Annotated in this window: 8 protein-coding genes, 1 tRNA gene, 1 pseudogene and 1 riboswitch; of the genes and pseudogenes, 7 read left to right on the top strand and 3 right to left on the bottom strand. The window is 69.3% G+C overall.

All coding sequences use genetic code 11. The features are described 5' to 3' along the window. The 3 genes and pseudogenes from EEJ42_RS51875 to EEJ42_RS19105 form a co-directional block, all read left to right on the top strand. Window positions 1–555: pseudogene (locus tag EEJ42_RS51875) on the top strand (DEAD/DEAH box helicase); the annotation flags it as partial. 107 nt (window positions 556–662) lie between these two features. Then, window positions 663–735: transfer RNA gene (locus tag EEJ42_RS19110), tRNA-Lys, on the top strand. Between the two features lie 213 nt (window positions 736–948). Next, window positions 949–2,040 (top strand): right-handed parallel beta-helix repeat-containing protein, encoded by a 1,092-nt coding sequence (locus tag EEJ42_RS19105; protein WP_123101129.1) that lies wholly within the window; start codon window positions 949–951, stop codon window positions 2,038–2,040. A gap of 84 nt (window positions 2,041–2,124) precedes the next feature. Here EEJ42_RS19105 and EEJ42_RS19100 read toward each other — a convergent pair whose 3' ends face one another. The 3 genes from EEJ42_RS19100 to EEJ42_RS19090 all read right to left on the bottom strand — a co-directional run bounded on the left by EEJ42_RS19100 (window position 2,125) and on the right by EEJ42_RS19090 (window position 4,029). Next, window positions 2,125–2,649 (bottom strand): hypothetical protein, encoded by a 525-nt coding sequence (locus EEJ42_RS19100; RefSeq protein ID WP_184503162.1) that lies wholly within the window; start codon window positions 2,647–2,649, stop codon window positions 2,125–2,127. Window positions 2,650–2,948: 299 nt separating this feature from the next. Further along, complete coding sequence (locus tag EEJ42_RS19095) at window positions 2,949–3,404, bottom strand: hypothetical protein (protein WP_246096923.1); 456 nt, start codon at window positions 3,402–3,404, stop codon at window positions 2,949–2,951. 274 nt (window positions 3,405–3,678) lie between these two features. Next, window positions 3,679–4,029, bottom strand: coding sequence for a hypothetical protein (locus EEJ42_RS19090; RefSeq protein ID WP_123101125.1), 351 nt, complete (start codon window positions 4,027–4,029; stop codon window positions 3,679–3,681). A gap of 440 nt (window positions 4,030–4,469) precedes the next feature. Here EEJ42_RS19090 and EEJ42_RS19085 point away from each other — a divergent pair, with 440 nt between their 5' ends. From EEJ42_RS19085 to EEJ42_RS19070, 4 genes are all read left to right on the top strand, one after another. After that, entirely contained in the window at window positions 4,470–5,240 is a 771-nt protein-coding gene (locus EEJ42_RS19085; RefSeq protein ID WP_123101123.1) for a DUF6227 family protein, read from the top strand. Between the two features lie 137 nt (window positions 5,241–5,377). Next, window positions 5,378–5,806: a hypothetical protein gene (locus EEJ42_RS19080; protein ID WP_184503161.1), complete on the top strand. Its 429-nt coding sequence runs from the start codon at window positions 5,378–5,380 to the stop codon at window positions 5,804–5,806. Window positions 5,807–6,024: 218 nt separating this feature from the next. Beyond that, complete coding sequence (locus EEJ42_RS19075; protein ID WP_123101131.1) at window positions 6,025–7,242, top strand: PP2C family protein-serine/threonine phosphatase; 1,218 nt, start codon at window positions 6,025–6,027, stop codon at window positions 7,240–7,242. A 260-nt stretch (window positions 7,243–7,502) separates the two neighbouring features. Next, a riboswitch (cyclic di-AMP (ydaO/yuaA leader) is annotated at window positions 7,503–7,633 on the top strand. An 11-nt stretch (window positions 7,634–7,644) separates the two neighbouring features. Continuing rightward, window positions 7,645–8,814, top strand: a complete 1,170-nt coding sequence (locus EEJ42_RS19070) for a M23 family metallopeptidase (protein WP_123101122.1) — start codon at window positions 7,645–7,647, stop codon at window positions 8,812–8,814. The last annotated feature ends 40 nt before the right edge of the window (window positions 8,815–8,854 follow it).

Raw genomic sequence — 8,854 nt, 5'->3', positions numbered from 1 at the left:
AACTTCGAGCGCCGGGACCGCCGGGACGGCGACCGTGGCGGCCGTTCGTTCGACCGCCGTGACGACCGCCGGGATGACCGTGGCTTCGGCCGCGACCGCCGGGACGACCGTCCGTCGGGTGGCCGGGACCGCCGGGATGACCGTGGTGGTTTCAACCGGGACCGCCGGGACGGTGACCGTGGTGGCCGTTCGTTCGACCGCCGGGATGACCGCGGGGGCTTCAGCCGCGACCGCCGGGACGACCGTCCGTCGGGTGGCCGGGACCGCCGCGATGACCGTGGTGGCTTCAACCGGGACCGCCGGGACAACGACCGCGGTGGCCGTTCCTTCGACCGCCGTGACGACCGTGGCTTCAGCCGCGACCGCCGGGACGGTGACCGTGGCGGCCGCTCCTTCGAGCGCCGCGACCACAACCACCGCGGCGGGGACCGCCCCTTCAACCGCGACCGCCGCGACGACCGCCCGGCGCGCCGTGACGACCACCGCGGCGGCAACGCCGGTGGCCGCTCCCACGACCGCCGCGCCGACAAGCCGCGCTGGAAGCGCAACGGCTGACCGACGCCGTTCGGGGCCGTGCAACCCCCCGCGGTTGCACGGCCTTTCGACCCGGGGAGATATTGTCTCCGGGCGGACCCCCTGGCCGGGCTATGCTGCGGGGGTGCGGGTCATTAGCTCAATTGGCAGAGCAGTGGACTTTTAATCCATTGGTTCAGGGTTCGAGCCCCTGATGACCCACGTGGGAAACCGCAGGCAGCATCGCTGACCTGCGGTTTCGTCGTTCCAGGGGGTGCTTGTCGCCCGGTGTGGGCGACGGCGGAAGCGGTACTCGTCGTGTCCTCCGCACAGGGGATCGAGCGTCACTCATCCAGTACTCGAGCGGATGCCGAGCGCGATCCGGCCGCACAGTCTGATCCTGCTGCTCCCCCTGGAACCCATGAAGGAGACCACGTGCGACTCGCGACTACGATCCGCGGTTTCATCCCCGTCGTGCTGCTGGCGGTATCGGCATGGGCGGTCTCCGTCCCGGCCTCGGCCGCCGAGGAGAGCAAGGGCAGGGCGGGCGGCGAGGGCTCATCCCAGGCCTCCGTGCCCTGCGGCGACGCGGCAGCCCTGGTCTCCGCCGTCAGCGACGCCGTCAACGCGGGCGGGGGAACCGTTGCCCTGACGGCCGGCTGCACCTACACGCTGACCGCCCCGGCGGTGACCCCCGGCACCAACGGGCCCGACGGGCTGCCGGTCATCACGGGGAACGTGACCATCACCGGTCTCGGAGCCACCATCAGACGCAGCGCCGCGGCAGCGGACTTCCGGCTGGTGGAGGTCGCCCAGGGCGGGAGGCTCACGCTGTACGGGGTCACCCTGGAGAACGGGAAGGCGACGGATGGGGGCGGCATCCTCGACCTGGGAACGCTGTCCCTGGTGCGGACCACCGTCAGCGGCAACACCGCGAGCGGCGTCGGCGGCGGCATCGAGGTCGGAGACGGGGCCAATGCCACCCTCAACACCAGCCAGGTGACGGGCAACACGGGTGGGGACGGCGGCGGCATCCACGTCAGCCCCGGGGCCACCCTGACCGTCGCCAGCGGCACGATCTCCGACAACACCGCCACGAACACCGGCGGCGGCATCGCCAACTGGGGTACGTCCGTCCTGGCCGCGGTGCAGGTGCTGACCAACCGTACGGTCAACTTCGAGGGCGGCGGAATCTGGACGTCCACCGGCGATTTCACCTTTAATGGCGGAAGGGTCAACGGAAATACCGCCGGTACTAATGGAGGGGGTATCGCGAATTTCGGCAGTTCGCTGAAGGTGCAGTCCACAGTGGTGTCCGGAAATACCGCCACGCTGAACGGCGGCGGATTGTTCAATCACGCGGGCAATGCACAATTGGTCGGGGGCGTCATCACGGGCAACACGGCTCATGGCGGCCAGGGCGGCGGAATCTTCTCCGACGGCGGCGCGGTGTCGCTTCTCGCGACGAACGTGGCGGGCAACAACCCCAACAACTGCGTCCCGGCACTCGCGGGCTGCTCCGGGTAAGACGCGTACCGGACCGACTGAGCGCCGCAGTGCCCCCGGAGCGATGACTCCGGGGGCACTGGTGCCTGACCGTGGGCCGACGTGTCAGTGCTTGCAGTCCTTCTTCGCCTTGGCCTTGACCTTGGCCTTCGCCTTGGCCTTGGCCTTGGCCTTGTGCGGGTCCTTGGCCTTGTGCTTGGCCTTGTGGTGCTTGGCCTTGTGCGGGTCCTTGTGCGGGTCCTTGGCCTTGTGGTGCTCGACGTGCTTGACCCCGTGGTCGGCGATCGCGATGTTGGTGCAGTCGCTGCCGAGGTCGATGTCACCGGTGGGGGCGAGAGTGGCGCCGCCCGTGGTGGTGATGCCGGTGGACGTGTCGCAGTCGTTGCTCTGGGACACGGCTCGGCTGTTGGTGAAGTTGACGCACTCGGAGTTGGGTTCGAACGCGCCGCTGGGAGCGAGGTCGAGACCGCCAGTGGTGGTGAGGCCGAGGTCGGTGTCACAGGAATTGCTCTGGCTGGCGCCGCTGGGCTGCGGGAACAAGCCATGAGCATTCGCGCTGCCTGCTCCGCTGACGACGATTGTGCCCGCGGCCGCCGCGGCCATGAGAGCTACCTTCTTGCTGATCTGCATCTTGCTGGTGCCTCCATATCAGGGTCTCCGCGAATGTTCCGCAGACATCCTTTTCAACGAATCCCGGCAGTTCAGGATCCGGGATCATGGAGAGCATCACCCGTTCGCCGCACTAAAGGTATGGTGCGGTCCATCGAATTACATATTCGATGGCGTCGGAGAAAATCGCAGGATGTGCCCTTCCGGTTTAAATCCTCGGACAGGCGAACGCGGCCCCTGGTATATGTACCCCAGGGGCCGCGTTCATTGTCAGGAGCTCAGGGCTTCTGGCGACTTTCTTGATGTGCGCTCTTTCTGCTCTAACCGTTCTCCGCGCCGTCCCCGCTATTGTTGTTTCCGTCACCGGTGCCGGCCAGGTTGACGCAGTTGGTCTCGTTGGTGACCTCCCCGGGGCCGATGGTGATGGGGCCGAGGACGGAAGTCGTCTTGCAGTCGTTGCTCTGCTTCGTCACGCCACCCGACTTGCTGTAGTTGACACAGTTGGTCCGGTTTGTGGTCGTGGAGCCCGGAGCCAGGGCGACCGTTACCGGACCGATGACCGAGTGGGTCCGGCAGCGATTGCTCTGTTCCCTCACCCCTGACTCGGCGCTGTTGACGCAGTTGGTCTCGGTCGTGGTATCGGACGCCGTGAGCTGGACACCGCCGATGACGGAACTCGTATTGCAGCGATTGCGCTGGGCACCCCCGTCATTGAGTCCAGGGCCGGGGGTGGCGGCCTCGGCGCCGCCCGCACCGCCGATGAGCAGCGCACCCATGCTCGCTACAAGAAGCGCCGTCCTCTTACGCATATGCATAAAGAGCCTCCATGTGAGTTCTTCGCGATATCAGCGAACGTCTGGTCTACGATGGCGGTGGACTGAGGGCCCGAAATCAGCGGCACCTGTACCCGTTCGGCTCACAGAATCGAATGCTGTTGTCAACCTTTTTACGTGGCAGTGGCCCTGGAAGGGGAGTTTCCAGGGCCGCATTCCCCAGGGGCCACCCGGTGGTGTTCCGGCTCGGCCGGAACACCACCGGGTGTTCAACGCCTCACGGGGTGTCGTCGATGGCGATGTTGGCGCAGTTGCTGCCGATGCTGACGTCGCCCTCGGGAGCCAGGTCCGCGCCTCCGCCGAGGTCGACGGCGGTGCTGGTGTCGCAGTCGTTGCTCTGGGAGACCGCGCCCGTGTTGGTGAAGTTGATGCAGTCGGAGCCGATGGTGACGTCGCCCGAGGGAGCGAGGTCGAGACCGCCAGGGGCGGTGAGGCCGGTCTCGGTGTCACACTTGTTGCTCTGAGTAACGAGGTCGCCGTTGCCGTAGGCCATGGCACCACCCGCTCCGCTGATGGCCAGCGCGCCGGCCGCTGCGGTCAGGAGAATCGCCTTCTTGCCGATGTTCACTTAATTCCTCCGTCTGGGTTGGTCCGCGGATTCAACGGACGCATGAGACAACGAAACTCATCAGCTAAGGCTTCGGGCTGCCAGTTAGCTTCACCCATCCGGCATAGCGTGGTTCTTCCGGCGTGTGTTGTCCGGGAATCCCGCAAACGAGACCGTCATAAGAGGCAATTGGAGCAAGGGCGCCTGGCCCTTTCTTACGTGAATGAGCGGAGACGCCTGTAGGGCAAGGCTCCCGTGGCCGGGCGGTGGAGGGGCGGCGGGCAGGCGACGGCCCCCGGAGTTGTTCGACTGGCCGAACGAGTGATACATCCTGACTCCACGACGCAGGAGTGAGTGAGGCGCAAGTCCGACCGGCTGCTTCGTGGAACCACAGGCGCGGCGCGTGTTCACGCCGCTACGCTGAGTGTGCGGGGCGGTCACCCGGGGGCGGGAGGAGAGACGTGGGGCACTCAGGAGCGGGGGGAACCCCCGCCGAGCTGATGGACGGGCTGCTGGCCCGTGCGCAGAACGGCTTCGAGATCGGCGAGGCGGTGCTGAGCCGGGCGCGGAGCGCCCTGATGCACCAGTCCGAGCTGCGTTCCTGCCGGCAGTGCAACGAGCCGTCAGGCCCGCGCGGATACACGACGTATCGGCATGTCTTCCTGCTGCCCGACGGCAGCAGCCTGCTGCTGTGGGAGCTGGAGCACAACACCGGCCCGGACGACCGCCCGCTCTTCGAGCTGTACGCGGACGAGGACGCCCTCGCGCTCGCCGAGCGCCGCGTCCACCGCTGCATCGGCGGCGCCCGCTGGGAGGAGCTGGACGGATTACCACTGTGGCTGCCGGACCAGATGCTCCAGGCCGCCGAGCCCCAGGCGGTCCAGCGTGCGTACGTGGCCGACAACTCGGCCGACCACGCCCGCCGCGTCCTGCGCCGCGCCGAGAACCCCGACCGTCCGGGGGAGGAGACCGAGCGGCTGCTGATGACGGCGTTCGCCCATGACATCGCCCTCGCCCCCAAGCCGCGCCGCCGCTCCGGCGGCCCCGACGCCACCTGGTGCCGCTTCTACGAGCACGCCTTCCTGCTCGCGGGCGGCGACGAGATCGTCCTGTGGGAGCTGGAGCACAACCTGACCCGGGACGGGCGGCTGGTGTGCGAGGTGTATCTCGACGAGGTGTCGGCGGAGTTGGCGGCCGACCGCCACGCCCGCGCCCTCGGTGTCGATCTCTGAATACGTCGACACCGGAATGATCCGACAGTGGGCCCATCGGGTGAAGTGCGTGCGCGCCTCCCCGATGTCGCGGTTGTCCTTTCGTTGAATCGCAACGTGTGGTTTTCCGCGGATTCGGCTCTTCTGGAGGAAATCTCGTGAACATCGGAAAGAAGGTTGCTGTCCTGACCGTGGCGGCAGGCGCTCTGATCATCAGTGGCGCGGGCGGTGCCTCGGCCCACAGTGGTGGCGGCTTCAACCCCTGGGGGGTCATCCAGACCAACCACTGCGACACGAAGATCGGCGACATCATCGGTGTCGAAATCGCCGCGCCGGGCGGTGACATCAACGCCGGGGCCGAGTGTCTCAACTTCACCAACAACCCCGCGGCGGTCCAGAGCAACGACTGTGAGACGGCCACCGGCCTCATCACTCCGGTCACCGGCACCGCTCCGGGCGGCGACATCAACGTTGGCGCCAAGTGCACCAACATCGCCATCAGCGACAACCCCTACGGGAACAACGTCAGGAGCTACGGCGACAAGGGCTACGGCGACAAGGGCTACGGCGGCGGCCACGGCTTCTGAGTCCTGACGAACGCCACGGCTTCCCCTGCGGCCCCGGATGCACGCCATCCGGGGCCGCTTCGGTGTTCACCACCGCACATCCGCCGCCCCTCCGCCGCGACGATGAAGCACTTCTGACCCACCCACATGGCCGCCACCGACTCGCAGCGTGCCCCGGCACCCGGAAGCCTGATGACGGGGTAACGGACCAGGGAAAGCGGGAGAAGCCGGTGGTGCGGGTGCGAAGGAGCAGGGCTCGTGCGGGCGCCCGTACGCCCGCCACCGACTCCTCGGGCGCGGCCGCCGGGCTCGTCACGGCCGAGGAGGCCGTCCAGGCCTCGCCGGGGCGCCGACTGGCCCCGTGGACCCCCGCCATCCTCCTGCTCGGCGGCATCGCCTTCGACCTCGCCGCCCCGGCCCCGTACACCGCCTCCCCCTTCTTCGCCGCGGCCCCGCTGGTCGCCGCCTCCCTCTTCCCGCTGCGGCAGACCATCATCACCACGGTCCTCGCCCTCACCGCCGTCTGCCTGCTGGCGGAGCTGCACGGCGTACGGGACCCGACCCAGGCCGCGACCGAGATCGCCACGGTGGCCACCGTCGCCCTGCTCGCGCTCGTGATCAACCGCGTCGTCCGCCGCGGCGACCGGCGGCTGGCGTCGGCGCGCGGCATCGCGGAGGCGGCGCAGCGGGCCGTGCTGCCCGTACCGCCCGCCCGTATCGCCGGGCTGGACGTCGCGGCGCGCTATGTGGCGGCCGAGCGGTACGCGGCGATCGGCGGCGATCTGTACGCGGTGCAGGACACCCCGCACGGCGTACGGCTGATCGTCGGGGACGTCCGCGGCAAGGGGCTCCAGGCCGTGGAGGTCGTCGCGGTCCTCATCGGCGCCTTCCGGGAGGCCGCGGAGCAGGAGGCGACGCTGGAGGGACTCGCGGGGCGGCTGGAGCGGGCGCTGCGGCGCGAGGGCGCCCGGCAGCGGGCCGATCTGGAGGCGTTCGAGGGGTTCACCACCGCCGTCCTCGGCGAGATCCCGCGCGGCGACTCCACCCTCCGCCTCATCAACCGCGGCCACCCGGCGCCGCTGCTGCTGCCCGGCGACGGCGCGGTGCGCCGCCTGGAGCCGGAGACGGCCGCGCTGCCGCTGGGGATGGGCGAACTGGGCGCGTGGCCCGACCGGGTGACGGAGCTGCGGTTTCCCGAGGACGCGACGCTGCTGCTGTTCACGGACGGGGTGACCGAGGCCCGCGACCGGCACGGCACGTTCTACGTCCCCGAGGAGCGGCTGCGCGGCCGCCGCTTCACCGGACCGGGCGGGCTGCTCGACGCGCTGGTGGAGGACGTCGCGCTGCACGCGGGCGGAGAGACCTCGGACGACATGGCCCTGCTCGCGGTCCGGCGCCCACCCGGAACGAACGGAACCACGACCCCCGCTCCGGACACGGACCGTAGCCAACCGTGACGCGCGCGCATAACGATTGACACACGATCAGCCCGCCGGAGGTTTTTACCATCCCTTTTCAACCGGGGTGAAACGCCCCCATCTGTCCTTCCTTGGTTACTAAGTTCATGCCAAAGCTACGCGGATTCTTCAGAAGAGCTTGGAATCATGTCGCGCTCTCTATTAACGTTCGATAACGCAGCGCGGTCGGCACAGCCGTCGCAGAGGCGGCAACCGTGCGCCGTCGCCGAATCCCGTACGTGCAGCGCCAGCACCACCATCAGCACCAGGCACCAGCACCAGGGAACCGGGGAACCACCACCTTGGGGTGAATCGGGTCGAACCTGACCCGTAGGAGACCTTCCTGCTCCGAACCCGTCAGCTAACCCGGTAGGCGAGAGGGAAGGAAAGGAGTGCGCCCCGGTGGCGTCCAACAGGTCCGTACTGGACGAAGCTCCGTACCGCTCGTCGGGTACGGGTCCCGGCACTGCGACCGCGTACGGAGTCGGCTTCGACGCCGGAGCCGGCGCCCGCACCACGGTCGGCCTCGGCGCCGAACCGGATGAGCCGCCCGTAGGCAAGGAAGCCGTCTGGGACGAGTGGAACCCCACCGAGGAGTCCATCGCTCCGCTCCGCGGTCGGCACCGCGTCGGCAAGCAGCGCGGCGGGACCATGGCCCGCAGCGGCGCCGTCCTCGGCGTCGGCGTCATCGCGGCGGTCGGCGCGGGCGGCATGGCGAGCGCCAAGGACCGGCCGACCGTCCCGATCTCCATGCCGGACCTCGCCCACGTCGCCGACGAGGTCAAGGCCCAGCTGCCCGCCGCCAAGGACCTGCCCGGCATCGGCTCCCTGATGGCCGACGACCAGGGCTCCTCCCAGACCACCGCGACCGCCCTCACCACCAGCGGCACCGAGGCGGGCGAGGCGCTGCGCACCCGCATCCTGCGGCAGGCCGAGAGCCAGCAGACCGCGGCGGATGACGACAGACGCGAGAGCGAGGCGCGCGCCGCCGCCAAGGCCGCCGCCGACGACGCCGCGAAGGCCGCCGCCAAGGCCCGCGACCTGGCGGAGCAGAAGAAGGCCGAGGCCGCCGCCAAGAAGAAGGCCGCCGAGGCCGCCGCCAAGAAGAAGGCGGAGGCCGAGAAGGAGGCCGCCGCGAAGGCCGCCGCCGAGCGCCGCGCCCAGGCCTCCACCTCCACGGGGTTCACCCTCCCCGTCGCCTCGTACACCCTGACCGCGGGCTTCGGCCAGGCGGGCGACATGTGGTCCGCCGACCACACCGGCCAGGACTTCGCCGCCCCGACCGGCACCCCGGTCAAGGCGGTGAGCGGCGGCACCATCACCCAGGCGGGCTGGGCCGGATCGTACGGCTACCGCATCGTGCTCAAGCTCGATGACGGCACCGAGATCTGGTACTGCCACCTGTCGTCCATGGTCGTCACCTCGGGCAAGGTGTCCTCGGGCGAGACCATCGGCCGCGTCGGCGCCACCGGCAACGTCACCGGCCCCCATCTCCACTTGGAGGTGCGGCCGGGCGGCGGCTCGCCGATCGCCCCGCTGTCCTGGCTGCGCGACCACGGGCTGAACCCGTGACCCCCTGATCCGGCCGTCGTCGCGGCGACGGCCCCTCGTT

Source organism: Streptomyces botrytidirepellens (genome assembly GCF_003721215.1).
Taxonomy (GTDB): domain Bacteria; phylum Actinomycetota; class Actinomycetes; order Streptomycetales; family Streptomycetaceae; genus Streptomyces; species Streptomyces himastatinicus.
This window is presented reverse-complemented; position numbering and strand designations above follow the sequence as displayed.

What these genes read in the sequence shown, in the direction of transcription:
- EEJ42_RS19100 (WP_184503162.1), bottom strand. Translation starts at nt 2,649, where the DNA reads ATGCAGATCAGCAAGAAGGTAGCTCTCATGGCCGCGGCGGCCGCGGGC.
- EEJ42_RS19095 (WP_246096923.1), bottom strand. Translation starts at nt 3,404, where the DNA reads ATGGGTGCGCTGCTCATCGGCGGTGCGGGCGGCGCCGAGGCCGCCACC.